This is a genomic window from Geodermatophilus amargosae (genome assembly GCF_900116515.1).
Taxonomy (GTDB): Bacteria; Actinomycetota; Actinomycetes; order Mycobacteriales; family Geodermatophilaceae; genus Geodermatophilus; species Geodermatophilus amargosae.
The window spans coordinates 25,616-50,393 of sequence record NZ_FPBA01000021.1; the positions used below are offsets into that span (position 1 = coordinate 25,616).

General features: G+C 75.4%; 23 protein-coding genes. 7 read left to right on the top strand and 16 right to left on the bottom strand.

Annotated features, from left to right (window positions below; all coding sequences use genetic code 11):
• Nucleotides 1-54: 54 nt before the first annotated feature.
• Genes BM414_RS21640 through BM414_RS21650 form a run of 3 tightly spaced genes read right to left on the bottom strand, consistent with a single transcriptional unit; the run spans nt 55 to nt 3,675 of the window.
• Complete coding sequence (locus tag BM414_RS21640) at nt 55-1,509, bottom strand: vWA domain-containing protein (RefSeq protein ID WP_093582873.1); 1,455 nt, start codon at nt 1,507-1,509, stop codon at nt 55-57.
• The gene (locus tag BM414_RS21645) at nt 1,509-2,396 is read right to left on the bottom strand and encodes an AAA family ATPase (RefSeq protein WP_093582875.1); all 888 of its coding nucleotides are present in this window, start codon (nt 2,394-2,396) and stop codon (nt 1,509-1,511) included. Before BM414_RS21645 ends, BM414_RS21640 begins: the two co-directional genes overlap by 1 nt.
• A 25-nt stretch (nt 2,397-2,421) precedes the next feature.
• Entirely contained in the window at nt 2,422-3,675 is a 1,254-nt protein-coding gene (locus tag BM414_RS21650; protein ID WP_175551726.1) for a glutamate-5-semialdehyde dehydrogenase, read from the bottom strand.
• 65 nt (nt 3,676-3,740) lie between these two features.
• Here BM414_RS21650 and BM414_RS21655 point away from each other — a divergent pair, with 65 nt between their 5' ends.
• From BM414_RS21655 to BM414_RS21670, 4 genes are read left to right on the top strand one after another with little or no spacing between them, the layout of a single operon-like run.
• On the top strand, nt 3,741-4,766 hold the full coding sequence (locus tag BM414_RS21655; protein ID WP_093582877.1) for a metal ABC transporter substrate-binding protein: 1,026 nt from the start codon (nt 3,741-3,743) through the stop codon (nt 4,764-4,766).
• Entirely contained in the window at nt 4,763-5,569 is an 807-nt protein-coding gene (locus BM414_RS21660) for a metal ABC transporter ATP-binding protein (protein ID WP_093582879.1), read from the top strand. Before BM414_RS21655 ends, BM414_RS21660 begins: the two co-directional genes overlap by 4 nt.
• A gap of 1 nt (nt 5,570) precedes the next feature.
• The gene (locus BM414_RS21665; protein ID WP_093582881.1) at nt 5,571-6,596 is read left to right on the top strand and encodes a metal ABC transporter permease; all 1,026 of its coding nucleotides are present in this window, start codon (nt 5,571-5,573) and stop codon (nt 6,594-6,596) included.
• Nucleotides 6,593-7,015 (top strand): Fur family transcriptional regulator, encoded by a 423-nt coding sequence (locus BM414_RS21670; RefSeq protein ID WP_093582883.1) that lies wholly within the window; start codon nt 6,593-6,595, stop codon nt 7,013-7,015. The genes BM414_RS21665 and BM414_RS21670 overlap by 4 nt, the downstream gene beginning before the upstream one ends.
• Here BM414_RS21670 and BM414_RS21675 read toward each other — a convergent pair.
• Nucleotides 7,006-7,452: a MarR family winged helix-turn-helix transcriptional regulator gene (locus tag BM414_RS21675; protein ID WP_217644870.1), complete on the bottom strand. Its 447-nt coding sequence runs from the start codon at nt 7,450-7,452 to the stop codon at nt 7,006-7,008. The genes BM414_RS21670 and BM414_RS21675 overlap by 10 nt on opposite strands.
• Before the next feature lie 73 nt (nt 7,453-7,525).
• On the opposite strand from BM414_RS21675, the gene BM414_RS21680 reads away from it, so the two are divergent.
• Together BM414_RS21680 and BM414_RS21685 are read left to right on the top strand one after the other, a co-directional pair.
• Nucleotides 7,526-8,185 carry a maleylpyruvate isomerase family mycothiol-dependent enzyme gene (locus tag BM414_RS21680; RefSeq protein WP_093582885.1) on the top strand — a complete coding sequence of 220 codons (660 nt, stop codon included), beginning with the start codon at nt 7,526-7,528 and terminating at the stop codon, nt 8,183-8,185.
• Nucleotides 8,182-8,487, top strand: a complete 306-nt coding sequence (locus BM414_RS21685) for a hypothetical protein (protein WP_093582887.1) — start codon at nt 8,182-8,184, stop codon at nt 8,485-8,487. The genes BM414_RS21680 and BM414_RS21685 overlap by 4 nt, the downstream gene beginning before the upstream one ends.
• Before the next feature lie 42 nt (nt 8,488-8,529).
• Here the strand turns inward: BM414_RS21685 and BM414_RS21690 are convergent, their stop codons facing one another.
• The 9 genes from BM414_RS21690 to BM414_RS21730 all read right to left on the bottom strand — a co-directional run bounded on the left by BM414_RS21690 (nt 8,530) and on the right by BM414_RS21730 (nt 19,701).
• Nucleotides 8,530-9,312, bottom strand: a complete 783-nt coding sequence (locus tag BM414_RS21690; RefSeq protein ID WP_093582889.1) for an isocitrate lyase/PEP mutase family protein — start codon at nt 9,310-9,312, stop codon at nt 8,530-8,532.
• Between the two features lie 17 nt (nt 9,313-9,329).
• Nucleotides 9,330-9,812, bottom strand: coding sequence for a peptide deformylase (gene def / locus BM414_RS21695; RefSeq protein ID WP_093582891.1), 483 nt, complete (start codon nt 9,810-9,812; stop codon nt 9,330-9,332).
• Nucleotides 9,809-10,945, bottom strand: a complete 1,137-nt coding sequence (gene proB, locus BM414_RS21700) for a glutamate 5-kinase (RefSeq protein ID WP_093582893.1) — start codon at nt 10,943-10,945, stop codon at nt 9,809-9,811. The genes def and proB overlap by 4 nt, the downstream gene beginning before the upstream one ends.
• The gene (gene obgE / locus BM414_RS21705; RefSeq protein ID WP_093582895.1) at nt 10,942-12,486 is read right to left on the bottom strand and encodes a GTPase ObgE; all 1,545 of its coding nucleotides are present in this window, start codon (nt 12,484-12,486) and stop codon (nt 10,942-10,944) included. The genes proB and obgE overlap by 4 nt, the downstream gene beginning before the upstream one ends.
• Nucleotides 12,487-12,586: 100 nt before the next feature.
• A complete protein-coding gene (rpmA, locus tag BM414_RS21710; RefSeq protein ID WP_093582897.1) occupies nt 12,587-12,844 on the bottom strand; it encodes a 50S ribosomal protein L27 in 258 nt (85 codons plus the stop codon).
• A gap of 7 nt (nt 12,845-12,851) precedes the next feature.
• Nucleotides 12,852-13,163: a 50S ribosomal protein L21 gene (gene rplU, locus BM414_RS21715; protein ID WP_093582899.1), complete on the bottom strand. Its 312-nt coding sequence runs from the start codon at nt 13,161-13,163 to the stop codon at nt 12,852-12,854.
• Nucleotides 13,164-13,400: 237 nt separating this feature from the next.
• Nucleotides 13,401-16,700, bottom strand: a complete 3,300-nt coding sequence (locus BM414_RS21720) for an Rne/Rng family ribonuclease (RefSeq protein WP_093582901.1) — start codon at nt 16,698-16,700, stop codon at nt 13,401-13,403.
• Nucleotides 16,701-16,987: 287 nt separating this feature from the next.
• Nucleotides 16,988-17,755 (bottom strand): TIGR03936 family radical SAM-associated protein, encoded by a 768-nt coding sequence (locus tag BM414_RS21725; RefSeq protein WP_093582903.1) that lies wholly within the window; start codon nt 17,753-17,755, stop codon nt 16,988-16,990.
• Between the two features lie 17 nt (nt 17,756-17,772).
• Entirely contained in the window at nt 17,773-19,701 is a 1,929-nt protein-coding gene (locus tag BM414_RS21730; RefSeq protein WP_093582905.1) for a TIGR03960 family B12-binding radical SAM protein, read from the bottom strand.
• Nucleotides 19,702-19,823: 122 nt separating this feature from the next.
• Between BM414_RS21730 and BM414_RS21735 the strand changes: the two genes are divergently transcribed.
• Nucleotides 19,824-22,244, top strand: a complete 2,421-nt coding sequence (locus BM414_RS21735; RefSeq protein WP_093582906.1) for a putative bifunctional diguanylate cyclase/phosphodiesterase — start codon at nt 19,824-19,826, stop codon at nt 22,242-22,244.
• On the opposite strand, the gene BM414_RS21740 is transcribed toward BM414_RS21735, so the two are convergent.
• From BM414_RS21740 to BM414_RS21750, 3 genes are read right to left on the bottom strand one after another with little or no spacing between them, the layout of a single operon-like run.
• Entirely contained in the window at nt 22,172-23,005 is an 834-nt protein-coding gene (locus BM414_RS21740) for an ABC transporter permease (RefSeq protein WP_093582908.1), read from the bottom strand. The genes BM414_RS21735 and BM414_RS21740 overlap by 73 nt on opposite strands.
• Entirely contained in the window at nt 23,002-23,778 is a 777-nt protein-coding gene (locus BM414_RS21745) for an ABC transporter permease (protein WP_093582910.1), read from the bottom strand. The genes BM414_RS21740 and BM414_RS21745 overlap by 4 nt, the downstream gene beginning before the upstream one ends.
• A gap of 1 nt (nt 23,779) precedes the next feature.
• Complete coding sequence (locus tag BM414_RS21750; RefSeq protein WP_093582912.1) at nt 23,780-24,733, bottom strand: ABC transporter ATP-binding protein; 954 nt, start codon at nt 24,731-24,733, stop codon at nt 23,780-23,782.
• Nucleotides 24,734-24,778: the final 45 nt, after the last annotated feature.

The window sequence follows — 24,778 nt, forward strand, 5'->3', positions numbered from 1 at the left end:
TACGCCGCGGCCCGGAACACCCCCTCTGAGCGTGTCGCCGCGACTGCCCGGCCGTCAGAGCGTGGTGACGAAGTCCGCGAGCTGGGTGGCGTTGCGGCACTCGACCATGTCGATGACCTCGCCGTAGCGGTCCGCGGCGGAGTCACCGCTCCCCCACAGCCGCCGCGGCTCCGGGTTGAGCCAGTGTGCCGAGCGGGCCTTGCGGACCAGGTCGCCCAGCACCGGCAGGCCCGGCTGGCGGTAGTTGGTCCGCCCGTCGCCGAGCACCAGCAGCGACGTCTTTGGCCCGACGGCTGCGGGCCAGCGGTCGGCGAACACCTCCAGGGCGTTGCCGTAGTCGCTGTGGCCGTCGAAGGCGACGACGTCGGCCTCCCGCCCGATGCGGGCGATGGCGGCCGAGACGTCGGCACCGGGGCGGAAGAAGCGGGTCACCTCGTCGGTGGCGTCGACGAAGGCGAACGCCCGGACGCCGGAGAAGTGCTCGCGCAGCGCCTGGGTGAGCATCAGCGTGAAGTGGCTGAAGCCGGCCACCGAGCCGCTGACGTCGCAGAGCACCACGAGCTCGGGCTTGTGCACCTTGCGCGGCCGGTGGTGGGTGACCACGGGCACCCCGCCGGTGCCCAGCGAGGCGCGCACCGTCTTGCGGAAGTCCAGCCGGCCCTGGCGCCCCATCCGCCGTCGCGCCGACAGCCGCACGGCCAGCCGCCGGGCCAGCGGTGCGACGGCCCGGCGCAGCTCGGCGAGGTCGGACTGCTGCGCCCGCAGGAAGTCGACCTGCTCGGCCAGCGGCCGGACCGCGCTCTTGGCGACCCGCTCGCGGCCCCGCTCGGTCGCCGCGCGCCGCCGTACCTCGGCGTCGACCGCGCTCCGGAACGCGGCCAGCCGCTCGCGGACGGTCTGCCGGGCGACCTGCTCGGCCAGCCCGCCGCGGCCGCCGTCGCCCAGCAGCCCGGCCAGCAGCTGGGAGACCAGCGTGTCCGGTGACAGCGCCCGCATCACCCGGTAGCCGAAGTAGGCCTGCCCCGACGGCGACGCCGGCGCCCGCCCGAGCTGCTCGACCGCCTGGCGCGCGAACCGGCGCAGCGCCTCGTCGTCGCCGTCCATCAGGAGCCGGGCCAGCTGCTCGCGCATCCGCTGGGCGATGTCACGTGAGTCGCCGTCGCCGTGCCCGTCGGGCAGGTCCATCGTCGAGCCGTCGTCGGCGCCGGGCTCCCCGTCCTCCCCCTCCTCGGAGGCGGCGGCCGACCCGGTGCGCGGGCGGTCCGACAGCGGCCACCACAGGTCGAACAGCGTGTCGTAGGCCGGCCGCTGCGAGGCGCGCTGCAGCAGCACCGCGGCCAGCCCGTGCCGCAGCTGCTCGCGCTCGAGCAGGTCGACGACGGTGAGGATCTCCGCGGCGTCGACGGCCTGGCTGATGCCGACCGGGATGCCGGCCTCGCGCACCGCGCGCACGAACCCGTCGAGGTGCCCGGCCAGCCCGCCGGGGGCAGGAGCCGACGGCGCGGACATCAGTTGAGCCGCAGCTCGGCGGCTGCGCGCTCCTGGTCGCTGGCGTGCTTGAGCACCACGCCGAGCGTCGAGCGCACCGCCGTCTCGTCGAGGGTGTCCAGGCCCAGCTCGAGCAGCGTCTGGGCCCAGTCGAGGGTCTCGGAGATCGACGGCGACTTCTTCAGCTCCATCGCCCGCAGCGCCCGGATGGTGCGCACCAGCTGCTCGGCCAGCCCCGGCGCGAGGTCGGGCACCCGCGAGAGCACGATCTCCCGCTCCCGCTCGGCCGACGGGTAGTCCAGCGCCAGGTACAGGCAGCGCCGCTTGAGCGCCTCGGACAGCTCACGGGTGGCGTTGGAGGTGAGCACCACGGTCGGCCGCCGGGTGGCGGCCACGGTGCCGAGCTCGGGGATGGTTACCTGGAAGTCGCTGAGCACCTCCAGCAGCAGGCCCTCGACCTCGACGTCGGCCTTGTCGGTCTCGTCGATGAGCAGCACGGTCGGCTCGGTGCGCCGGATCGCGGTCAGCAGCGGACGGGAGAGGAGGAACTCCTCGCCGAAGATGTCGTCGTGCACGGTGTCCCAGTCGGTGCCGTCGCCGCCCTGGGCCGCCTGGATGCGCAGCAGCTGCTTCTTGTAGTTCCACTCGTAGAGCGCCCGCGCCTCGTCGAGGCCCTCGTAGCACTGCAGCCGGATCAGCTCCGAGCCCGTCGCCGCGGCCAGCGCCTTGGCCAGCTCGGTCTTGCCGGTGCCCGCCGGCCCCTCGACCAGCAGCGGCTTGCCCAGCCGGTCCGCGAGGAAGACCGTCGTCGCGATCTGCGCGTCGGGCAGGTACCCGGCGGTCGACAGCCGCTTGCCGACGTCGGCGACCGAGGAGAACTGGGGCATCTGCGTCGGCGGGCGGGGCATGCGGCTCCTCAACAGGGGGACCGGGTCAGCGGGTGTGGCCGCTGCCCGTGACGACGTAGGTGGTGCTGGTCAGCTCCGGCAGGCCCAGCGGCCCGCGCGCGTGCAGCTTCTGCGTGGAGATGCCGATCTCGGCGCCGAAGCCGAACTCGCCGCCGTCGGTGAAGCGGGTGGAGGCGTTGACCAGGATCGCGGCGGCGTCGACGCCGGCGGTGAACGCGGCGATGGCGGAGGCGGAGTCGGCGACGATCGCCTCGGAGTGCCCGCTCCCCCACCGCGCGACGTGCTCGAGCGCGGCGGGCAGGTCGTCGACGACGCGCACGGCCATGTCCATCGACAGGTACTCGGTGGCCCAGTCCTCGTCGGTGGCCGGGACGACGGCGTCGTGCACGGCGCGGGCGGCCTCGTCGCCGTGCAGGGTGACCCCGGCGTCGGCCAGCGCGCCCAGCAGCCGCGGCAGGAACGGGACGTCGCGGTGCACCAGCAGCGTCTCGGCGGCATTGCAGACGCTGACCCGGTGGGTCTTGGAGTTGAGCACGATCGCCTCGGCCGTCGCGGCGTCGGCGGAGGCGTCGACGTAGACGTGGCAGTTGCCGACGCCGGTCTCGATCACCGGCACCTGCGCCTCGCGGACCACCCGCTGGATGAGCGAGGCGCCGCCGCGCGGGATGACGAGGTCGACGTGGCCGCGGGCGCCGAGCAGCTCCCCGACGGACGCGCGGTCGGCCGGCAGCAGCTCGACGAAGCCCTCCGGCAGGCCCGCCTTCTGCCCGGCGTCGGACAGGACGGCCACGAGCGCGGCGTTGGTCCGGTACGCCGAGGCCGAGCCGCGCAGCAGCGCCGCGTTGCCGCTCTTGAGGCACAGGCCCGCGGCGTCGACGGTCACGTTGGGCCGCGCCTCGTAGACGATGCCGATCACGCCGAAGGGGACCCGGACCTGCCGCAGCTGCAGCCCGTTGGGGAGCCGGGAGCCGCGGACGACGTCGCCGACCGGGTCGGGCAGCGCCACGAGCTCGCGCAGCGCGGCGGCCACCCCGGCCACCCGCCCGGCGTCCAGGCGCAGCCGGTCGAGCACCGAGGCCGGGGTCCCGTCGGCGGCCGCGGCGTCGACGTCGCGCGCGTTGGCCGCCAGCACCTCGTCGCTGCGCCCGACCAGCGCGTCGGCCATCGCCGACAGCGCGGCGTCCTTGACGTCGGTCGGCAGGGTGCGCAGCACCCGGGACGCGGCGCGGGCACGCAGCGCGGCGGCCCCGATCAGCGGCAGGTCGGCGGCGTCGGACACGCCCCGCAGGGTACGCGCCGGCCCCTCCGCCCGGTCGCGTCGCACGGTGTGTGAGAATGGTTCTCATGCCCACGACGACGCGTGTCCTCGCCTCGGCCACCGCGGCCGCCACCGCCCTCCTGCTGGCCGCCTGCGGCTCCTCCGGTGACGACGAGGCCGCCGCCGCGGACGGCGTCTCGGTCGAGGCGGCCTTCTACCCCCTGCAGTGGGCGGCCCAGCGGGTCGGCGGCGACCGGGTCGACGTCTCCTCGCTGACCCCGCCGGGCGCCGAGCCGCACGACCTCGAGCTCACCCCGCAGGACGTCGCGTCGCTGTCCGACGCCGACCTCGTCGTCTACCTCGAGGGGTTCCAGCCGGCGCTCGACGACGCCGTCGTCGAGGCCGGCGACGCCGCGTGGGACGCGGGCGCCGCGGCCGGCCTGTCGCTGACCACGACGGAGGAGCACGGCCACGAGGACGAGGAGGAGCACGCAGAGGGCGAGGAGGAGCACGCAGAGGGCGAGGAGGAGCACGCAGAGGGCGAGGAGGAGCACGCAGAGGGCGAGGAGGAGCACGCAGAGGGCGAGGAGGTCACCGACCCGCACTTCTGGCTCGACCCCACCCGGCTGGCCGACGTCGGCGACGCGCTGGCCGACCGGCTCGCCGAGGTGGACCCCGACGGCGCCGACACCTACCGCGACAACGCCGCGGCGCTGCGCACCGACCTCGAGGCCCTCGACGCCGAGATGGAGCAGGGCCTGGCCGACTGCGCGGTTCCCACGCTGGTCACCAGTCACGACGCGTTCGGCTACCTGGCCGAGCGGTACGGCCTCGACGTCGTCGGCATCAGCGGGCTGAGCCCGTCGAGCGAGCCCAGCCCGGCCCAGCTCGCCGAGATCTCTAGTCTGGTGCAGGAGCGCGGCGTGACGACCGTCTACACCGAGACCCTCGTCGACCCCGCCGTCGCCGAGACCGTCGCCCGGGAGGCCGGTGTGCAGACCGCCGTCCTCGACCCGATCGAGGGCCTCACCGACGAGTCGGCCGGCGACGACTACCTGGCGGTCATGCGCGCCGACCTGGCGACGCTGCAGGAGGGACAGGGCTGCGCATGAGCGACCCCGCGCTCTGCCTCACCGGCGCCACGGTCGGGTACGGGGACGTCGCCATCGTGCGCGACGCCTCCCTGACCGTCCGGCGCGGCGAGGCCGTCGCGGTCATCGGGTCCAACGGCTCGGGCAAGACCACCCTCATGCGGGGGGTGCTGGGCCTCGCCGCCGTCCTCGGCGGCAGCGTCGAGGTGCTCGGCGCCCCGGTCGGCCGGCTGCGCGAGCACGGCCGGGTCGGCTACGTCCCCCAGCGGCACACCGTCAGCGGCGCGATGCCGGCCACCGTGCGTGAGGTCGTCGGCGTCGGCCGGCTGCCGCGGCTGGGCCTGTTCGGCCGGCCGGTCGCCCGCGACCGGGCCGCCGTCGCCGAGGCGGTCGACGCCGTCGGCCTGGCCGACCGGCTCGACGACCCGGTGGCCTCGCTCTCGGGCGGGCAGCAGCGCCGGGTGCTCGTGGCCCGCGCGCTGGCCGCCGAGCCGGAGCTGCTGGTGATGGACGAGCCGACCGCCGGCGTCGACGCGGCCAGCCAGGCGGCGCTGGCCACGGTGCTGGCGCAGGTGTCGGCGGCCGGCACGACACTCGTCGTCGTGACCCACGAGACCGGCCCGCTGGCGGGCGTGCTCCGCCGCGCCGTCGTGGTGGACTCCGGGCGGCTGACCTACGACGGCCCGCTGAGCGGCGCCGGTCCGGCCGCCGGGCCCGACTGCCACCACCCCGACGAGGCCACCGTGCCGCCGGTCCGGGGATACCGACTCGACCAGCCGCGGCCCGCACCGGACGCCGCCCGGGTCCGCGACGGGAGCCGCTGAGGTGGAACTGCTCGACTACGGCTTCATGCAGCGGGCGCTCCTGGCCTCGCTCATGGTCGGCCTCGTCGCCCCCGCGGTGGGCGTCTTCCTCGTCCAGCGCCGGCTGTCGCTGCTCGGTGACGGGCTCGGCCACGTCGCGCTGACCGGGGTCGGCGTCGGGGTGCTCACCTCCAGCGCGCCGGTCGGGACGGCGCTGGTCGCCGCCGTGCTGGGCGCGGTGCTCATCGAGCTGGTCCGCGCGCGCGGGCGCACCAGCGGCGACGTCGCCCTCGCCGTCCTCTTCTACGGCGGCATCGCCGGCGGCGTCGTGCTCCTCTCGCTGGCCCCCCGCGGGCAGGCCACCAACCTCGACGCCTACCTGTTCGGCGCGATCACCACGACGACGGCGTCCGACGTGGCCGTGTTCGCCGCCATCACCGTCGTCGTCCTGGCGGTCGTGTGGCTGCTGGGCTCCCGGCTGTACGCGGTGAGTGACGACGAGGAGTACGCCCGCGCGGTCGGCCTGCCCGTCCTGCCGCTCAACGTGGTGCTGGCGGTCCTGGTCGCCTCGACCGTCGTGCTGTCCATGCGCGTGGTCGGGCTGCTGCTCATCAGCGCGCTGATGATCCTGCCGAGCGCCGTGGCCCAGCTGGTGGGGCGCAGCTTCCGCAGCACGCTGTACCTCGCCTGCGCGATCGGCGTGGTGGTCAGCGTCTCGGGCACCGCGGCCTCGTACTACACCGGCACCCCGTCCGGCGGCACGATCGTGCTGCTGGCCATCGCGCTGTTCCTCGCCGTCACCGTCGCCGTGGCCCTGCGGGACGCCACGGCCCGGCGGCGGCACGGCCGGCGGACCGACGTGCACGCCGCCCACCCGCACGAGCACGGCGAGGGCTGCGGGCACCGGCCGGTGCTGCACGGCGACCACGTCGACTACGACCACGACGGGCACCTGCACGCGCCGCACCGGACCGGCACCGGCGTCCACTACGACGAGCACAGCGAGCCCGCCGTCGCGACGCCGCCGGCGGGGAGGGAGCGACCGTGAGCGCACCGGAGGTCCCGGTCCGCCGGCAGACCCGGCAGCGGACGGCGGTGCTGGCGCTGCTCGACGAGCTCGACGGGTTCCGCACCGCCCAGGACCTGCACGCCCTGCTGCGCGAGCGCGGCGACGCGGTCGGCCTGGCCACCGTCTACCGGGCGCTGCAGGCCCTCGTCGACGACGGCCTGGTCGACGTCCTGCGCAGCGAGGACGGCGAGGCGGCCTACCGGCGCTGCTCCCCGGTGCACCACCACCACCTGGTCTGCCGCTCGTGCGGCGCCACCGTCGAGGTCGCCGACCCGCCGGTGGAGCGCTGGGCGGCGAGGGTGGCCGCCGAGCACGGGTTCGCCGACGTGCAGCACCAGCTCGAGGTGTTCGGCACCTGCAGCGCCTGCGCCGCGGCGGCCGCCGCCGCTCAGCGGTAGGGGTCGGTCACCTCGCGCAGCCGGGTGAGGGCCGCGCGCAGCTGCGCGGTCGCCTCCTCCCCCAGGTGCGCCGTCCACTCGGCCTCGACCTCGGCCTCGACCTGCCGGGCGAGGGCGACGACCGCCCACCCCCGCTCGGCCATCTGCACCAGCCGGGCGCGCGCGTCGGTCGGGTCGGGCACCCGGCGGACGTAGCCGGCACGCTCGAGCTGGTCGACGAGGTGGCCTGCGGTCTGCTTCGTCACCAGCGCCTGGGCGGCCAGGTCGGTCAGCCGGGTCCCGGCGGGGCCGATCCGCGCGGCGATGCGACCCTGGGCGGCCGTGATGTCGTCGAACCCCGCCTCGGCCATCGCCGCCAGGACCCGGGCCTCCATGGCGCGGGCGGGGTAGAAGCACAGGAGCGCCAGGTTCTGGCGGCCGTCGTCGTGCGGACTCACGGTTTCCTCTTGACGATGGTCAGGTCTTCTGACGAAATAGTCAGGGGATCGTACCAATTCTCGGGAGGCCGTCATGGACCTCGACGACGTCTGGCGCACCATCGACTCCGAACGGGCGAGCCTGGCCGACCTGTTCGACGACCTCTCTCCGGCCGAGTGGGAGACGCCGTCCCTCTGCGCGGGCTGGCGGGTGCGCGACGTCGCCGCGCACCTGACCCTCGCCCAGATGGGCCTGCGGCCGGCCCTGGTCGAGAGCGTCCGGGCGCGGGGCAGCTTCGACCGGATGATCCGGGACTCCGCGCTGCGGGTGGGCCCGCTGCCGACCGCGGAGTACGGCCGGCGCATCCGGGCGATGGTCGGCTCGCGACGCACGGCGCCGTTCGTCTCCCCCGTCGAGCCGCTCACCGACGTCCTCGTGCACGGCCAGGACGTCGCGATCCCGCTGGGGCGGACCCGACCGGTGCCACCGGCCGCCGCGGCCGTCTCGGCGACCCGCGTCTGGCAGCTGTCCTTCCCGTTCCGGGCCCGCCGCCGGCTGGCCGGACTGCGGCTCCGCGCGACCGACAGCGACCTCGTCCTGGGGGACGGGGCCCCCGTCGAGGGGACGACCGGCGACCTCCTCCTGCTGCTCACCGGCCGCACCGCCACGGTCGGCCGGCTCTCCGGTGAGGGCGCCGACCGACTCGCGGCGGCAGTCGGCCGTCGCGACGACCCGATGAGGAGGACGCCATGACGTGGGCCGTGACCATGGACGTGCCCGAGCCGGTGGAGCTCTACGACGCCGTCCACCGGGCCCTGCTGGACCGGACCGGCGGCGTCGTCGACGGGCTGCTGGTCCACCTGGCGCGGGAGACCGCGGACGGGTTCCAGGTGATCGAGGTCTGGGAGTCCCGCGAGGTCTTCGAGCGCTACAGCGCGGAGGTCGTCGGGCCGGTGGCCACCGAGGTGCTGCAGGGGCGGTCACGCCGTCCCACGGTGGTCACGCCGTTCGACGTCCGCGGCCTGGTGCTCCCCCGGACCGGCGTCGCCGTCTGACCGAGTCCGGGGCCGGCCCCCGAGGGCCGACGCCGACCGGGCTCAGTTGAGCGCGCGGGTGCCGGCCGGGAGGACGCCGCCGCCGACCATCTCGACGACGGCGTCCTGCAGCGCGGTGAGTGCCACCCGCTGGGTGAACGGGCCGGTGGAGACGCGGGCGACGCCGAGCTCCTGCATCTCGCGGGCCGGCAGCGAGGCACCGGGCACGCTGATCAGGGTCAGCCGGTTGCGGCCGAGGCCCTCGACGACCGCCTCGATCTCCTCGCGGGCCACCAGGCCGGGCACGAACACGACCGGGGCGCCGGCCTCGAGGAAGGCCTGCCCGCGGCGGACGGCCTCGGCGACCAGCTCGGAGCGGTCGGCGCCGGGCCCGCCGCGCAGGAGGGCGTCGGTGCGGGCGTTGAGCACGAAGTCGACGCCGGCGTCCCGCCCGGCGCGCACGACCGCCTCGACGGCGGCCACGGCCTCGTCCAGCGGCTTCATCTGGTCCTCGAGGTTGCCGCCGACGACGCCCTTCTCCATGGCGCGGCGGGCGGTCTCGCCGGCGTCGCCGTAGCCGGCCTCCATGTCCATGCTCACCGGCAGGTCCACGGCGGCGGTGATCCGGCCGACCATGTCCAGGTGCAGGTCGAGCGGGATGTTCTCGCCGTCCTCGTAGCCGAAGGTCGAGGCGATGCCGTGGCTGGCGGTGGCGAGGGCGCGCACACCCTCGGTGCCGGCGACCACCTGGGCGGAGACGACGTCCCACACGTTGGTGAGGACGAGGATCTCCGGGGCGGTGTGCAGGTCGAGCAGGGTCCGGGCGCGGGTCGCGAGATCGGTCACGGGCCCGACCGTACGGCTCAGCGCGCGCGCAGGGCCCGCAGGGCCGTCTTGCGGGCCTCGCCGGTGAGCCGGTCGAGGAACACCTTCCCGTCGAGGTGGTCGACCTCGTGCTGCAGGCAGCGCGCCATCAGCCCGGTGCCCGACAGGCGCAGCGGCTCCCCGTGGACGTCGAACCCCTCGACGACGGCCTCCATCGCCCGCACCGTGGGCGCCCACAGCCCCGGGATGGACAGGCAGCCCTCGTCGCCGTCCTGGATCTCCTCGGACAGCTCGACGATCCGCGGGTTGACCAGGTGGCCGATCTCGCCGTCGACGTTGTAGCTGAACACCCGGGCGCTCACCCCGATCTGCGGGGCGGCCAGCCCGGCGCGGCCGGGGTGGTCGACGGTCTCCTCGAGGTCGCGCACCAGGGCGGCCAGGTCCTTGTCGAAGGCCCGCACCTCGTCGGCGGGCGTGCGGAGCACCGGGTCACCGAGCTCGCGGATGGGGCGGATCGTCACCCGGGCAGTCTCCCAGCCGCCCGCGCGCGCCCGACCAGCACCATCTCGTCGCGGTGCACGACCTCGCGCCGGTACTCCGGGTCGAGGTCGGGCGTGCGCCGCCCCAGCAGCGCCGGCAGCTCCCGGGCGTCGTAGGCGACTAGCCCGCGGGCGACGACGGTGCCGTCGGGACCGACCAGCTCGACCGGGTCGTCGGCCAGGAAGTCGCCGTGGACGGCGGTGACGCCCGCGGCCAGCAGCGAGGCGTGCCGCTCGCGGACGGCCCGCACCGCGCCGTCGTCGAGGACCAGCCGCCCGCGCGGGCGGCTGGCGTAGCGCAGCCAGAACTGGCGGCCGGAGGGCCGGCGGCCCGACGGCTCGAACAGCGTGCCGACCCGTTCGCCGGCCAGCGCGGCGGCGGCCTGCGGGGTCGAGGTGACCACGACCGGCACGCCGGCGCCGGAGGCGATGAACGCCGCCTCGACCTTCGTGGCCATGCCGCCGGTGCCGACGCCGTTGCGCCGGGCGGTGCCGAGGGTGACCGCGGCCAGGTCGCCCGTGCCGCGGACGGTGTCGACGAGCTGCGCCGGGCCGGTGCGCGGGTCGCCGTCGTAGACGCCGTCGACGTCGGAGAGCAGCACCAGCGCGTCAGCGGCGGCCACGTGCGCGACCAGGGCGGCCAGCCGGTCGTTGTCGCCGAACCGGATCTCCTCGGTGGCGACCGTGTCGTTCTCGTTGACGATCGGGATCACGCCGAGGGTGAGCAGCCGCTCCAGCGTCTGCCGGGCGTTGCGGTAGTGGCCCCGGCGGGTGAGGTCGTCGGCGGTCAGCAGCACCTGCCCGACGGTGATGCCGTGCCGGTCGAAGGCGTCGGCGTAGGTCTGCACCAGCCGCAGCTGGCCCACACTGGCCGCGGCCTGCGCCGTCGCGAGGTCGCGCGGCCGGCCCTCGACGCCGAGCGGGGCCAGGCCCGCGGCGATCGCGCCGGAGGACACCAGCACCACCTCGCGGCCCTGCGCCCGCACCGCGGCGAGGACGTCGACCAGCGCGGTGAGCCGGGCGGCGTCCAGCCCGCCGGGCAGCGTGGTCAGCGAGGACGAGCCGACCTTGACCACGACGCGACCGGCGCCGGCGACCCGGGGACGGGCGCTCACGCGTCGTCGTCCGCGGGAGCGTCCCCGTCCCCGGGGAGGTCGTCGTCGGGCAGGTCGCCGTCGGGCAGGTCGCCGTCGGGCAGGTCGCCGTCGGACCAGGTCTCGGTCATCTCGTAGGGCATCCGGCGGGCCTTCTTGGCCGCCAGCCGCTCGGCCGCACGCACGCGGTGCGGCGCGTCGACGCGGCTGTCGGTGCCGCGGCCGCCGAGGCCCGCGGTCTCCTCGGCCACCGGCGTGCCGGCGGGCAGGCTGGGCTGGAAGTCGAAGGCGACGTCGCCGATGACGACCGTGTCGCCCTCCTGCGCGCCGAGCTTCGCCAGCTCGTCCTCCACCCCGAGGCGGTTGAGCCGGTCGGCGAGGTAACCGACCGCCTCGTCGTTGGTGAAGTCGGTCTGCCGGACCCAGCGCTCGGGCTTCACGCCGTGCACCGTGAAGGTCTCGTCGTCGGGGTCGTGGGTGACGGTGAACCCGGAGTCGTCGACGGCGCGCGGGGTGAGCGTGACCCGGGTGCGCTCGGGCGCCGGCAGGGCGGCGCGGTACTCCGCGACGGCGGCCGCCAGCGCGTAGCCCAGCTCGGTCAGCCCCTCGCCCGTGGCGGCGCTGACCGCGAACACCTGCAGCCCGCGCGCCTCCAGGCCGGAGCGGACCAGGTCGACCAGCTCCCGGCCGTCGGGGACGTCGATCTTGTTGAGCACGGCGACCCGCAGCCGGCCGACCAGGTCGAGCTCGTCGCCCCCGTACTCGGCCAGCTCCTGCTCGAGGGCCTCGATGTCGCTCTCGGGGTCGCGGCCGGGCTCGAGCGTGGCCATGTCGACGACGTGCACCAGCACCGCGCAGCGCTCCACGTGCCGGAGGAACTGCAGCCCCAGGCCCTTGCCGGTGGCCGCGCCCGGGATGAGCCCGGGGACGTCGGCCATCGTGAAGACCACGTCGCCGGCGCGGACCACGCCGAGGTTGGGCACCAGCGTGGTGAACGGGTAGTCGGCGATCTTGGGCCGGGCCGCGGACATCGCCGCGATCAGCGAGGACTTGCCCGCCGAGGGGAACCCGACGAGGCCGACGTCGGCGACGCTCTTGAGCTCGAGGACGGCGTCGAAGGACTCCCCGGGCTCGCCGAGCAGCGCGAAGCCGGGCGCCTTGCGCCGGGGGTTGGCCAGCGCGGCGTTGCCCAGCCCACCCCGGCCGCCGGAGGCGAGGACGACGCGGGTACCGGCGCCGACGAGGTCGGCGACCACCTCGCCGCCGACGCTGACCACGGTGCCCTCGGGGACGTGCAGGACCCGGTCCTCGCCGTTGGCCCCGTGCCGGTTGCTGCCGGCGCCGGGACGGCCGTTGGCGGCCCGCTGGTGCGGCCGGTGGTGGAAGTCCAGCAGCGTGTGGACGCTGGGGTTCACCTCGAGGACGACGTCGCCGCCGTCACCGCCGTTGCCGCCGTCGGGACCACCGAGGGGCTTGTACTTCTCGCGGTGCACGGACGCGACGCCGTGGCCGCCGTTGCCTGCGGCGACGTGCACGACGACGCGGTCGACGAATGCGGCCATGTCTGCTCTACCTGCTCACTGCCTGCTCAACGCCGACGAGCGCACGGGCCGGACGGCCCGTGCGCTCGTGGCGGTACGTGTGTCTCCGAGCCCGGTGGGCTCAGGCGTCGACCGTGGTGATCGAGACGGTCTTGCGACCACGCCGGGTGCCGAAGGTGACCGCACCGGGGGCCAGCGCGAACAGCGTGTCGTCGCCGCCGCGGCCGACGCCCAGACCCGGGTGGAAGTGGGTGCCGCGCTGGCGCACGATGATCTCGCCGGCCTTGACGACCTGGCCGCCGAACCGCTTCACGCCGAGGCGCTGGGAGTTCGAGTCGCGGCCGTTGCGGGAGGACGAGGCGCCCTTCTTGTGTGCCATGTCGTCGTCAGCCCTTCGTGATGTCGCGGACGACCACGTCGGTCAGCGGCTGACGGTGGCCCTGACGCTTGTGGTAACCCGTCTTGTTCTTGAACTTGTGGATGCGGATCTTCGGGCCCTTGCCGTGGCCGATGATCTCGCCGGTCACGGTCACGCCGGCCAGCGCCTGCGCGTCGCTGGTGACGGTGTCGCCGTCGACCAGGAGCAGGGCCGGGAGGGTGACGGAGTCGCCCGCCTCACCCACGAGACGGTTGACCGTGAACCGGTCGCCCACGGCCACCTTGTGCTGCCGGCCACCGGCCTTCACGACTGCGTACACCACTGACTCCTCGATCGCTGCTGTCTGTCCCGCGATGCGTCCTGCGCGCACCCCGGCGCGGGCGCCGGGTGCTGGACGGGCCGCACCGCCTCCGCGGGACCGGGGTCCGGTCCGGGGCGGTGCAACCCGACCAGCGTACCCGAGCGGCCGGGACCGGGTCGAACGTGGGCCCGGCCGTGGCCCCGTCCCGGGTACCGCCCCGAGCTCGCGAGGGGCGGGGAGGACGGGGTCCTTCGTTCAGCTGGCCGGCGGGCCGGCCGGGCGGCTGGCGGCGCGGCGACGGCGCGGGCGCGCCCCGCCGACCGCGGTGCCGGTGCCGTCGTCGGCGGCCGGCGCCTCGGAGTCCCCGGCCGGTGCCTGGGGGTCGGAGGCCGGCGCCGGGTCGTCGGGACCCGCGCCCGCGGGCACCTGGGGCTCCGGCACGTCGTCGGGCTCGGTCACGGCGTCCTCCTCGGTCACGGCCTCGGGCTCGGGCTCGGGCTCGGGCTCGGTCATGTCGCCATGGTCCACCGCGGCCGGCTCGGCCCCGACGGGAGCCGGGATGTCGGCGACCAGCAGGGAGGGGTCCGCCTGCTCGTCGTCGTCGTCGACGTCGTCGGCGGCCGGCTCCTGGACCTGCGGGGCCTCCTCCGGCTCGGTCACCTCGGCGCCCGGGACCTCGGACCCGAACTGCACCGTGACCTCGACCTCGGCGGCGTCGTCCCCGGCGGGGTCGCCGGCCGTGTCGTCCTCGGCCGGCTCGGGGACGGAGGCGGCGGCGAGCACCGCGGCGTCCTCGGCCGCACGCTCCTCACCGGACTGGCCGCGGTTGCGGCGGCCGCGGTTGCGCCGGCCCCCGCCGGAGCGCTGCCCCTCGCCCTCGCCGGCCGAGACCGCCTCGGGACCGGTCTCGGGCGCCGCGGCCGCGGCCTCCGTGCGCTCGGGCTCCCTGCGGTCGGCGTCCTTGCGGTCGGCGTCCTTGCGGCCGTTCTGGTCGCGCCGGCCACCGGCGCCCTGCCCAACCGGGCCCTGACCGCCCGAGCCCTGACCGCCCGAGCCGGAGCCGTTGCCGCCGCGACGGCGGTCGTCGACCGGGTCGGTGTGCACGAGGACGCCCCGGCCGCGGCAGTGCTCGCACGGCTCGGAGAAGACCTCGAGCAGGCCCTGCCCCACGCGCTTGCGGGTCATCTGCACCAGGCCCAGCGAGGTCACCTCGGCCACCTGGTGCTTGGTGCGGTCGCGACCCAGGCACTCGGTGAGCCGGCGCAGCACCAGGTCGCGGTTGCTCTCGAGCACCATGTCGATGAAGTCGATGACGATGATGCCGCCGATGTCGCGCAGCCGGAGCTGGCGGACGATCTCCTCGGCCGCCTCCATGTTGTTGCGCGTGACGGTCTGCTCGAGGTTGCCGCCCGAGCCGGTGAACTTGCCGGTGTTGACGTCGACGACGGTCATCGCCTCGGTGCGGTCGATGACCAGCGAGCCGCCCGAGGGCAGCCACACCTTGCGGTCGAGCGCCTTGGCCAGCTGCTCGTCGACGCGCAGGTCGCGGAAGACGTCGCCCTCGCCGGTGTGCCGGGTCAGCCGCCCGGTCAGCTCCGGGGAGACGTGCGCGACGTAGGCCTCGACGGTGTCCCACGCGTCGTCGCCCTGGACGACGAGCTCGCTGAAGTCCTCGTTGAACACGTCGCGGATGACCCGGATGGCGAGATCGGGCTCGCCGTAGAGCAGTGACGGGGCGTTGCTCGAGGACTCCGACTTCTGCCTGATGACCTCCCACTGCGCCTGCAGCCGGGCGACGTCGCGGGTGAGCTCCTCCTCCGAGGCGCCCTCCGCGGCGGTCCGGATGATCACGCCGGCGTCCTCGGGGACGATCTTCTTCAGGACGTCCTTGAGCCGCTGGCGCTCGGTGTCGGGCAGCTTGCGGCTGATGCCGGTCATCGAGCCGCCGGGCACGTAGACCAGGAAGCGTCCGGGCAGGTTGACCTGCTGGGTCAGCCGCGCCCCCTTGTGCCCGATCGGGTCCTTGGTGACCTGCACCAGCACCTTGTCGCCGGACTTGAGCGCCTGCTCGATCGAGCGCTGCTTGCCGGACAGGCCGGCGGCCTCCCAGTTGACCTCGCCGGCGTAGAGGACGGCGTTGCGGCCCTTGCCGATGTCGACGAAGGCAGCCTCCATGCTGGGCAGCACGTTCTGCACCCGGCCGAGGTAGACGTTGCCCGCGAAGGACGTCGCCTGCGCCTGGGTGACGTAGTGCTCGACCAGCACGCCGTCCTCGAGGACGGCGATCTGCGTGCGCTCGCCGCGCTGGCGGATCACCATGCGGCGCTCGACGGCCTCGCGGCGGGCGAGGAACTCGGCCTCGGTCAGGATCGGCGCGCGGCGGCGGCCGGTGTCCCGGCCCTCGCGGCGGCGCTGGCGCTTGGCCTCCAGGCGGGTGGAGCCGGCGACGCCGCGGACGTCGTCGTCACTGGTGCTGCGGCCGTTGCGGCCGGCGCGCTCCGGGCGGTCGTCGTCGTCCTCGGGAGCGGGCTCGGCGGCGGCCTCCCCGCCACGGCGACGGCGACGCCGGCGCCGGCGGGTGCTCGACCCGGCCTCGGCACCGTCCTCGCCCTCGGCGTCCTCGCCGGTGTCGGCGTCCTCGTCGTCCTCGTCGTCGGCGGTCCGGTCGTCGGCGGTGCCGTCGCCGGCGACGGGCTCGGCGGCGTCGTCCTCGGCGTCGGCGGACTCGTCCCCGTTGCGGCCCCGGCCCCGGCCGCGGCGCCCGCGGCGGCGCCGGCGGCTGCCGCCGGAGTCGTCGCGGTCGGCGTCGTCACGGTCGGCATCGTCGCGGTCGGCATCGTCGCGGTCGGCGTCGTCACGGTCGGCGTCGTCGGTGGTGTCCTCGTCGGTGGTGTCCTCGTCGGCGTCGACGCCGGTGTCGACGGCCGCGTCGATCGCGGCGTCGACGGTGACCTGCTCGTCGTCCCGGCTCTCGGCGACCCCGCCGCGGCGGCGCGACCGGCCGCGGCGCGAGCGCGGCGCCGGGGTCTCCTCGTCGTCCTCGACCGGGGCGGCGACGTCCTCGACGTCCTCGACGTCGGGCGACTCGGCCACTGGCCGGCGGCTGCGCCGGCGCGGGGCGGGCGCCACCTCGGCCTCGGGGGCCACGAAGCTGACGAAGGCCGGGATCGCCGGGGCGACCGGCGGGAGCGGCTCGAAGGCGCCGGGCTCGAAGGCACCGGACGCGAGGACACCGGGGTCGGCCGCGCCGGCCGGGCGGGTGGCGCGGCGGCGGGGCCGGGCGATGACCGCCGTCGGCTCCGGGGAGCTGAACTGGGCCCCGAAGGGCGACCGGACCGGCTCCTCCTCGTCCTCCGGCTCCGCCGGCTCCTCGGCCCGGGGCTCGGCCGCGGCCGTCCCCGCCGGCTCCTCGTCGGGGGTCTCCCCCGTCGCCGCGTCCCCGCTCAGCACCTCCTCGACCGGCGCGTCGCCGGGCGGGAGGGCGACCGGCGTGCTCGCGCCCGCGTCCTCGCTGGTAGGGGTCTCGCTGGTCGTGTCGCTGTCCTGGTCGGCCACGAGGGCTCGCCTCCTGTGTGGTGCTCCCGGGCGCCGATCCCCAGCGGGGACGAGCAGCCGCGCAGGTGCACGGGTTGGGCGGACCGGGCGGCCGCACGGGGTACGGCGGCGAGTCCGGCTCGCGAAGTCTGGGGTCGGTCCCGCGCGACGGTCGCCGCGGCCGGGGCCGGACTGCAGGTGGTGCGGACTGCAGGTGGTGCGGTGGTGCAGAGGGTCTCGGGTGGTGCCGGTGCGGCACGTCTGGCAGCCGTGTCGCTCGACGGCGCGGGAGCGGCCGGGCTCCCCGGTCAGACGGCGGCGTGCTCCCCCTGGCAGCGGGCGCGCGCCGCACGGTCGGGACCGAGCGGATCGGCCACGGTCCCGCTGTCGTCGAGCCGGCCCTGCGCCTCACGCACGGCCCGTGGGGGCGACGGCGGGCGCAGGTCGGCGACGGCAGCGAGAGCGGCCACCACGTCGTCAGGTCGAACAGCGGGCGTCACCTGCCGGACGACCACGTGCAGTATGGCACATCCTGCCGCCCCGCCCGCGGACGCGGACGCGATCGGAGCGCGGGCGTCGACGTCGCGGAGCCCGTTCTTGGTGCGCTTGGCCACGGTGACCTCGGCGGCGGCGAGGAGGGCGGCCACGGCCGACTCCAGCTCCGCCGGCTCGATGCCGGGCAGCTCGACGCGCCACCGGGTGGCGTCGATGCGGTCGGCCAGCGAGCCGCCGCCCTCCGCGGCCTCCACGCACTCGACGACGTCGATGCCCGGGGGCAGCGAGTCGTCGAGCGCGGTCCGCACCGCCTCGGGATCGCACCGCCGCGCCAGGCCGATCTCCAGGTACTCGGCCTCGCTGGCCGCCCCGGTCGGCGCGGCACCGACGTAGCTGATCTTCGGGTGCGGCGTGAAGCCGGCGGAGTAGGCCATCGGCACCTGCGCGCGGCGCAGCGCCCGCTCCAGCGCGCGGGCGAGGTCGCGATGAGAGGCGAAGCGCAGCGGGCCGCGCTTGGCGTAGCGCAGCCGCAGCTTCTGCACGGTCGGCGGCGGAGGCGGACCCTCCGGAGAACGGGCCACGGCGTGTCCTCCGGGCCTCAGCGACCGACGACGGTCAGCGGCAGCAGGCTGCGCCCGGTGGGGCCGATCTGGATCTCGGTGCCGTTCGTCGGGCAGACGCCGCAGTCGTAGCAGGGCGTCCACCGGCAGTCGGCGACCTCCTCCTCCGACAGCGCGTCCTGCCAGTCGTCCCAGAGCCACTCCTTGTCCAGCCCGGAGTCCAGGTGGTCCCAGGGCAGGACCTCGTCCTGGGTGCGCTCGCGGGTGGTGAACCAGTCCAGGTCGACGCCGAGGGGGGCGAGCTCCTCGGCGGCCGCGGCGGTCCACCGCTCGAAGGAGAAGTGCTCGCTCCACCCGTCGAACCGGCCGCCCTCGCGCCACACCCGCTCGATGACCCGGCCGACCCGGCGGTCGCCGCGGGAGAGCAGTCCCTCGATCACGCCGGGCTTGCCGTCGTGGTAGCGCAGGCCGATGGAGCGGCCGATCCGCCGGTCGGCGTTGATCGCCTGGCGCAGGACCCTCAACCTGTGGTCGATGGTCTCGGCGCTGGCCTGGGCGGCCCACTGGAACGGCGTGTGCGGCTTGGGCACGAACCCGCCGATGGAGACCGTGCAGCGGATGTCCTTGCGGCCGCTGGCCTCGCGGCCGGCGCGGATGACCTCGACGGCGAGCTCGGCGATCTCCAGCACGTCCTCGTCGGTCTCCGTGGGGAGCCCGCACATGAAGTAGAGCTTCACCTGCTGCCAGCCGTTGGCGTAGGCCGTGGTGACGGTGGCGACCAGGTCCTCCTTGGACACGGTCTTGTTGATCACCCGGCGGATCCGCTCGCTGCCGCCCTCGGGGGCGAAGGTGAGCCCCGACCGGCGGCCGTTGCGCGACAGCTCGTTGGCCAGCGTCACGTTGAACGCGTCGACGCGGGTCGACGGCAGCGACAGGCCGGTGTTGGTGCCCGCGTAGCGGTCGGCGAGCTCCTTGGCCACCTGCCCGATCTCGGAGTGGTCGGCGCTGGACAGAGACAGCAGCCCGACCTCCTCGTAGCCGGTCGCGCGCAGGCCCTGGTCGACCATCGACCCGATGCCGGTGATCGTCCGCTCGCGCACCGGGCGGGTGATCATCCCGGCCTGGCAGAAGCGGCAGCCGCGGGTGCAGCCGCGGAAGATCTCCACGCTCATCCGCTCGTGCACGCTCTCGGCGAGCGGGACCAGCGGCGTCTTCGGGTACGGCCACTCGTCGAGGTCCATGACGGTGCGCTTGCCGACCCGCGCCGGGACGTCGGGACGGGTGCGGGTCACCGCGGCGATCGCGCCGCCGGGGCCGTAGGAGACGGCGTAGAAGCGCGGCACGTAGACGCCGTCGACGCGGGCGAGGCGGGCGAGCAGCTCCTCGCGCCCGCCGGGCCGGCCCTGCTGCTTCCACGCCGCGACGACGTCGGTGACGTCCCCGACGGCCTGCTCGCCGTCGCCGAGGACGGCGCAGTCGACGAAGTCGGCGATCGGCTCGGGGTTGAACGCCGCGTGCCCGCCGGCGACGACGACGGGGTGCGTCTCGTCGCGGTCGGCCGCGTGCAACGGGATCCCGGCGAGGTCGAGCGCCTCGAGCAGGTTGGTGTAGCCGAGCTCGGTGGCGAAGCTGACGCCGAGGACGTCGAAGTCGCGCACCGGGCGGTGGGCGTCGACGGTGAACTGGCCGACGCCGTTCGCGCGCATCAGGGCGGCGAGGTCGGGCCAGACGGCGTAGGTGCGCTCGGCCAGGGCGTCGGGGCGCTCGTTGAGCACCTCGTAGAGGATCATGAGGCCCTGGTTGGGCAGCCCCACCTCGTACGCGTCGGGGTACATCAGCGCCCAGTGCACGGCGACGTCGTCCCAGGCCTTGACCTGGGCGTTCAGCTCACCGCCGACGTACTGGATGGGCTTCTGCACCTGGGCCAGCAGGGGCTCGAGACGGGGGTACAGGCTCTCTCCGCTCATGACCGGTCCAGGGTAGACGCCCCCCGGGACTCCGACCGGGTCCCGTCCCCGTCGACCGGCGCCGGTGCGTGAGCGCCAGTACACTGACCGTCACCAGCGGGGGCGGTCTCGGAGGAGAGAGCATGGTCCGGCCGACCCGGGACACCGGTGTGCTGACAGACGCGGAACGCGTCCTCCCCACCCGACCCCGCGGCTGGTCCACCGTGGTGCTCCCTCCCGGCCGGGCGATGCAGCCCGAGCAGTGGACCGCCCACCACACCGTCGTCGTCCGGACGCTCCTGGTCCTGCTCGCGGCGGTGCCGGTCTACGCGCTGTTCCGCGGGCACGACCTCGCCTCCGCGGCGCTGTACACCGCTCCCCCGGCCCTGCTCGCCCTCGCCGCGTGGGCACCCTCGCTCAGCCGCGACACCCGCGCCGCGGCCGCCGCGCTCGGGCTGATGACGACGGCCGCGGTGGGCGTCCACCTGTCCGACGGCGCCACCGAGGCGCACTTCCTCTTCTTCGCGCTGCTGCCCCTGGCCGCCCTGTACGCGGCGCGCGCCCCGTTCCTGCTCGCCGTCGTCTTCGTGGCCGCCCACCACCTCCTGCTGGGCACCCTGCTGCCGCACACGGTCTTCGCGCACGGGTCCGACGTCCTGCCGATGGCGCTGCTGCACGCCGCGTTCGTGCTGGTCGAGAGCTGGGCCTGCCTGGTCGCCTGGCAGCACTTCGACGACCGGCGCGAGCACGTCGAGGCGCTGGTCGCCGAGCGCACCGCGGCCCTGTCGGCCCAGCGCGACGAGATGGCCCGGCTGGCCGCCGTCGTCCAGACCACCGACGACGCCGTCGTCACCGCCACGCCGGACGGGCGGGTGACCACCTGGAACCCCGGCGCCGAGCGGCTCTACGGCTGGTCCGCGGACGAGGTCCTCGGCCGGCACGCCTCCCTGTTGTCGGCCGGGCAGGAGCTGCCCGCGGACCTCACCACGCTGCCCAGCGGCACGGTGGAGCGGCGGCAGCGCAGGCGGGACGGCTCGGAGTTCGACGCGCTGGTCACCCTCTCGGTGATCCGTGGCGACGACGGCACGCCCACCGGCGTCGCGGCCATCACCCGAGACATCACCGGTCGCAAGCGTGGCGAGGTCGAGGCCCGCGCGACGGCCCGCCAGCTGGAGCAGCAGGCCGGCGAGCTGGCCCGGATGGCGCTGCACGACCCGCTCACCGGGCTGGCCAACCGGGCACTGATGCAGGACCGGCTCGAGCACGCCCTCGCCGACCGCCGGGCCCGCCGGCACGCGGTGCTGCTGCTCGACCTCGACGACTTCAAGACGGTCAACGACACCGCCGGGCACGAGGCGGGCGACGCCGTCCTCGTCGCCGTCGCCCGGCGGCTGGAGTCCTCCGTGCGGCCCGCCGACACCGTCGCCCGGCTCGGCGGCGACGAGTTCGTGGTGCTCATGGAGGACGTCGAGGGCCGCCGCGACGTCGTCACCGTGGCCGAGCGGCTGATCAGCGCGCTGCGCCGGCCGGTCCAGTGGGGTGGCGAGCGGTTCACGGTCGGCGGCAGCGTCGGCATGACGTTCACCGACGCCACCGACGGCCGCGGCATGGACGACCTGCTGCGCGACGCCGACCTCGCGATGTACGTGGCGAAGGCCGGCGGCAAGGACCGGGTGCGGGTGTTCGAGCGCGGGATGCGCGAGGAGGTCGCCGCGCAGGACGAGCTCGTCCGCGACCTGCGCGCCGCCGTCGGCACCGGCGAGTTGCGGGTGCTGTACCAGCCGCAGGTCGACCTGCGCAGCGGCGCGGTGACCGGCGTCGAGGCGCTGGCGCGCTGGGAGTCGGCCTCCCGCGGGCTGGTCGAGCCCGCCGGGTTCATCGCGGTCGCCGAGGCCACCGGCGTGATCGACGAGATCGACGACTGGGTGATCGGCCAGGCCTGCGCCCAGCTGCGCGCCTGGGACGACGCCGGCCTGCCGCCGCTGCGCGTGGCGGTCAACGTGTCGCCCCGCCGGCTGGCCACCGGCGACCTGGCCGTGAGCATCGCCGCGGCCGCCCGGGACGCCGGCGTGGACCCCGGACGGCTGGAGATCGAGGTGCCCGAGGCGGTGGCCGCCGGTCCCGACGCCGCGGCCGGCATCCGCGAGGTGCGGGCGCTGGGCGTGCACGTGGCCATCGACGACTTCGGCACCGGCGCGTCGTCGCTGTCGCGGCTGCAGGACCTGCCGCTGGACCGGCTGAAGATCGACCCGTCGGCGGTGGCGCTGCTGGCCGCGGGTGCTGCGGCGGGCTCGGTGGCCGACGCCGTCATCGCCCTGGGCAACAGCCTGGGCCTGCAGGTCGTGGCCGAGGGGGTCGAGCAGCCCGCGCAGCTGGCCGCGCTGCGGTCACTGGGCTGCGACGCCGCCCAGGGCCACCTGTTCGGCTCCCCGGTCCCCGCCGCGACCGTCGAGCGGCTCGTGCGCGCCGGCCACCCGCTGCCGGGCGCGGCTCAGGCGAGCAGCAGCCGCTCCAGGCGGCGGGCGCCCAGCGCCAGCCCGGCCAGCCCCATCACCACGAGGTAGGCCGCCGAGCCGAGCAGCGCCCACCGCACGTCGCCGGTCACCAGCCCGCGGACCAGCTCGATGCCGTGGTAGAGCGGCGTGCACTCGACGACGACCTGCAGCGGCCGCGGATAGGTCGACAGCGGGTAGAAGGTCGTCGAGAACAGGAACAGCGGCAGGATCGCGACCTGCACGAACTCGAAGTCCTGCCAGCCGCGCAGGAACGTGCTCGCGGCCAGCCCGACGGCGGCGAAGGCGAACCCGATGAGGACGGCGGCCGGCAGCGCCAGCAGCGCCCACCAGGAGCCGACCAGGCCCATGGCCAGCATGACGAGCAGGAACGCCGCGGAGTAGACCGCGCCGCGCATGAGCGCCCACACCGTCTCCCCCACCGCGGCGTCGGCCGCGGACACCGGCGTGGCCAGGACGGCGTCGTAGAGCTTGGCGTAGCGCAGCTTGAAGAACAGGTTGAAGACGGCGTCGTAGATCGCGCCGTTCATCGCGGCCGAGGCGAGCAGCGCCGGGGCCACGAACTCCTGGTAGGTCAGCGCGGAGCCGGTGTCGGTGACGACGTCGCCGACCAGCGCGCCGATCCCGACGCCGATCGAGAACAGGTAGAAGAACGGCTCGGCGAACCCGGACACGAAGACCAGCCAGCTGCGCCGGGCCACCAGCAGGTTGCGGTACACCAGCTGCCCGGCCCGCCGTGGCGACACCGGGTACAGCGGCACGACCCGCAGCAGCAGCGAGACCGGGCGGGTCGCCGTCGGGACGCCGGTCACCGGACCAGCCGCCGCTGCAGCGCCCGGGCGGCCAGCCAGGTGCCGGCGACGGTCCACAGCGCGAGGTAGCCGAGGTGCAGCAGGGCGGAGCCCGCCTCCGCCGCCCCGAGGGCCAGGTCGCGGGCCAGCGCGACGCCGTGCCACAGCGGGGTGGCGTAGGCGAACCACTCCAGTGCCACCGGCAGCTGCGTGACGGGGAAGAACGTGCCGCTGAACAGGAACATCGGCACGATGAGGAACCGCTGCAGCGCGGCGAAGGCGGCGTCCTCCTCCAGCCGGGCGGCCATGGCGGTGACCGGGGCGGCGAAGGCCAGGCCGGTGAGCAGCGCGACCGGCAGCGCGAGCACCACCAGCGGGCTCGCCGCCGCGCCGAAGAGCACCAGGACCACCAGGAACGCCGCGGCCGACGTCGTCACCCGGAAGGCGACGTAGAGCAGGTGGCCGGTGAGGACGTCGACCGGGCGGGCCGGGGTGGCGAGCACCGCGTCGTAGAGCCGGTCCCACTTCAGCGCCCCGAGCACCGGGTAGGAGGACTCGCCGGTCGCGGTCTGCATGGCCGCGGCCACCAGCAGCCCGGGCGCGAGGAAGGCCAGGTAGCCCACGCCGCCGGGGACGCCGGGCCCGCGGTCGACCAGGCTGCCCAGCGTCAGCCCCATCGCGGCGAGGAAGAGCACCGGCTCCAGGACGCTGCCGAGCGCGCTGCTGCGCCAGAAGTGCCGGTGCGCGGTGAGCCGCTGGGCCAGGAAGGAGCGGGCGGCCGGGGACGGGACCACGTCAGTCCACCAGCGTGCGGCCGGTGAGCCGCAGGAAGACGTCCTCCAGCGAGCTGCGCCGGACCAGGGACGACAGCGGCCGCAGCCCGAGCGCGAGGACCTCCGACAGCGCCGCGTCGCCGTCGGCGGTGTAGAGCAGCAGCCGGTCGGGCAGGACCTCGACCCGCTCGGCGGCGCCGCGGGCGACCAGCGGGGCCAGCGCGTCGGCGTGCGCGGCCGGCCCCGCCCCGCCCTCGGTCAGCGGGAAGCGCAGCTCGCACACCTCGCGGGTGGACCAGGTGGCGATCAGCTCGGCGGGGCTGCCCTCGGCGGCGATCCGGCCGCGGTCCATGACGACCAGCCGGTCGCACAGCTGCTCGGCCTCGTCCATGTAGTGCGTGGTGAGCACGAGGGTCACGCCCCGCTGCTTGAGCCGGTAGAGCCGCTCCCAGAGCACGTGCCGGGCCTGGGGGTCCAGGCCGGTGGTGGGCTCGTCGAGCAGGACGACGTCGGGCTCGTTGACCAGAGCCCGGGCGATGGTGACCCGCCGCTTCATCCCGCCCGACAGCGGCTCGACCCGGTCCTTCGCGCGGTCGGTGAGCTGCACGAAGTCCAGCAGCTCCGCGGTCCGCTCGCGCACGGTCGCGCGGGGCAGGCCGAAGTACCGGCCGTAGACCAGCAGGTTCTCCTCGACGGTGAGCTCGAGGTCGAGGTTGTCGGTCTGCGGGACGACGCCGAGGCGCGCGCGGATGGCCGGCCCGTCGACGGCGGGGTCCATGCCGAGGATCCGCAGCTCCCCCGCGGTCGGCGGCGAGACGGCGCCGACCATCCGCATGGTCGTGCTCTTGCCGGCGCCGTTGGGCCCCAGGAAGCCGAAGGACTCCCCGGGCGCGATGTCGACGTCGATCCCGTCGACCGCGGTGTGGGTACCGAACCGCTTCACCAGGCCCCGTGCCCGGACCAGCGACTCCACCATGCCTCCCATGCTGTCCCCGGCCGCCGGGGCCGGGTCAGGCCCCCT

Excerpts from the sequence above, each read along its gene's own strand:
- BM414_RS21735 (WP_093582906.1), top strand. The coding sequence starts at position 19,824 with ATGGTCCGGCCGACCCGGGACACCGGTGTGCTGACAGACGCGGAACGC.
- BM414_RS21680 (WP_093582885.1), top strand. The coding sequence starts at position 7,526 with ATGGACCTCGACGACGTCTGGCGCACCATCGACTCCGAACGGGCGAGC.
- BM414_RS21645 (WP_093582875.1), bottom strand. The coding sequence starts at position 2,396 with ATGCCCCGCCCGCCGACGCAGATGCCCCAGTTCTCCTCGGTCGCCGAC.
- BM414_RS21640 (WP_093582873.1), bottom strand. The coding sequence starts at position 1,509 with ATGTCCGCGCCGTCGGCTCCTGCCCCCGGCGGGCTGGCCGGGCACCTC.
- BM414_RS21730 (WP_093582905.1), bottom strand. The coding sequence starts at position 19,701 with ATGAGCGGAGAGAGCCTGTACCCCCGTCTCGAGCCCCTGCTGGCCCAG.
- BM414_RS21750 (WP_093582912.1), bottom strand. The coding sequence starts at position 24,733 with ATGGTGGAGTCGCTGGTCCGGGCACGGGGCCTGGTGAAGCGGTTCGGT.
- rpmA (WP_093582897.1), bottom strand. The coding sequence starts at position 12,844 with ATGGCACACAAGAAGGGCGCCTCGTCCTCCCGCAACGGCCGCGACTCG.
- obgE (WP_093582895.1), bottom strand. The coding sequence starts at position 12,486 with ATGGCCGCATTCGTCGACCGCGTCGTCGTGCACGTCGCCGCAGGCAAC.
- BM414_RS21655 (WP_093582877.1), top strand. The coding sequence starts at position 3,741 with ATGCCCACGACGACGCGTGTCCTCGCCTCGGCCACCGCGGCCGCCACC.
- BM414_RS21660 (WP_093582879.1), top strand. The coding sequence starts at position 4,763 with ATGAGCGACCCCGCGCTCTGCCTCACCGGCGCCACGGTCGGGTACGGG.
- BM414_RS21685 (WP_093582887.1), top strand. The coding sequence starts at position 8,182 with ATGACGTGGGCCGTGACCATGGACGTGCCCGAGCCGGTGGAGCTCTAC.